Origin of the sequence: Streptomyces niveiscabiei (assembly GCF_001419795.1) — a bacterium.
GTDB lineage: Bacteria > Actinomycetota > Actinomycetes > Streptomycetales > Streptomycetaceae > Streptomyces > Streptomyces niveiscabiei.
The window spans coordinates 1-1,225 of sequence record NZ_LIRL01000902.1; the positions used below are offsets into that span (position 1 = coordinate 1).

A 1,225-nucleotide genomic window follows, 5' to 3' on the forward strand; every position below is an offset into this window, starting at 1 on the left:
TCGCCGCCCACGGCCTCACGAACGACGAGATAGCCGCCCACATGGTCATCAGCCCCCTCACCGCGAAGACCCACATCAGCCGGGCGATGACGAAGCTCGGCGCGCGGGACCGGGCCCAACTGGTCGTGTTCGCCTACGAGTCGGGGCTGGTGCGGGCGCGCCGGGAGGCTGGGTAGCCCGGCCCCGGCGACTGAGTATCCGTACTCAGGCCCCCGCGCGCGGTCCCCGGGAAGCTGGAGGCAGACAGAGGGACGGTCGGAAAAGCTCCGTGGAGGCGTGTCATGGTCCGCTCGCAGTTCGTCGGCAAGGTCCGGCAGTGGTTCGTGAATCCGGCCGCGCTGGGGTATCTCGCGCTGGTGGCCGCCGTGCTGGGGTGGATCGCCGTGGACGCGCTGTTCGTCACGCACGAGGACGCGAGCATGGCGGGCGTGTGGGCGTTCGTGGTGACCGGGCCGGTGTCGTGGATCTTCCTGATGCTGCCGGAGCCGCTGGTGTTGGCGGGTGTCGTGGTCGGGGCGGTCGTGCAGGCCGGGGTCATCGGGGCGCTCTACCGGGCCGCCACGCGCGGGCGCGGGATGGGGGCGGCCCTCACCGGGCGGTAGCGGCTGGTGTGCGCCCGCGCGGGCGGGGCAGTCTGATGGTCGTAGCAACGATCTACGGCCGCCCGGCATCCGTGCGGCGCGCGAACCCAGTGAGGTGCGAGATGCAGTTCACCACCCGGCCGACGCTCCAGGGCACCTTCGGCATGGTGTCGTCGACGCACTGGCTCGCCTCGCAGTCGGCGATGGCGGTCCTGGAGGACGGCGGCAACGCGTACGACGCGGCGGTGGCGGGCGCGTTCGTGCTGCACGTCGTCGAACCGCACCTCAACGGGCCCGCCGGAGAGGTCCCGATCCTGCTGGCGCCCGCGGGCGGCGCGGTGCGCATACTGTGCGGCCAGGGCGTCGCCCCCCAGGGCGCGACGATCGCGCACTACCGGGCGCTCGGCCTCGACCTCGTACCCGGCACAGGGCCCCTCGCTGCGGCCGTGCCGGGCGCGTTCGACGCGTGGCTGCTCCTCCTGCGCGACCACGGCACCAAGCGCCTCACGGACGTCCTGAAGTACGCCATCGGCTACGCGGAGCACGGGCACGCGCCCGTGGAGAACGTCGGGACGACCGTGGAGACCGTACGGAGCCTCTTCGAGACCGAGTGGACGTCCTCCGCGCGGGTCTACCTCCCGGAC

The 1,225-nt window shown here is 72.7% G+C and carries 3 protein-coding genes; all 3 read left to right on the top strand.

What is annotated here, in order from left to right; all coding sequences use genetic code 11:
• On the top strand, positions 1–176 hold a 176-nt coding region (locus tag AOK24_RS36600), incomplete at its 5' end, for a response regulator transcription factor (protein ID WP_167376894.1).
• A gap of 105 nt (positions 177–281) precedes the next feature.
• Positions 282–602: an SCO4225 family membrane protein gene (locus AOK24_RS36605; RefSeq protein ID WP_055724268.1), complete on the top strand. Its 321-nt coding sequence runs from the start codon at positions 282–284 to the stop codon at positions 600–602.
• Positions 603–703: 101 nt separating this feature from the next.
• Positions 704–1,225 (top strand): gamma-glutamyltransferase (locus AOK24_RS36610; RefSeq protein ID WP_206191331.1); only part of this gene is annotated, 522 nt, incomplete at its 3' end.

Bases quoted from the DNA above. Each gene is read 5' to 3' on its own strand.
- AOK24_RS36605 (WP_055724268.1), top strand. From the start codon at position 282: ATGGTCCGCTCGCAGTTCGTCGGCAAGGTCCGGCAGTGGTTCGTGAAT.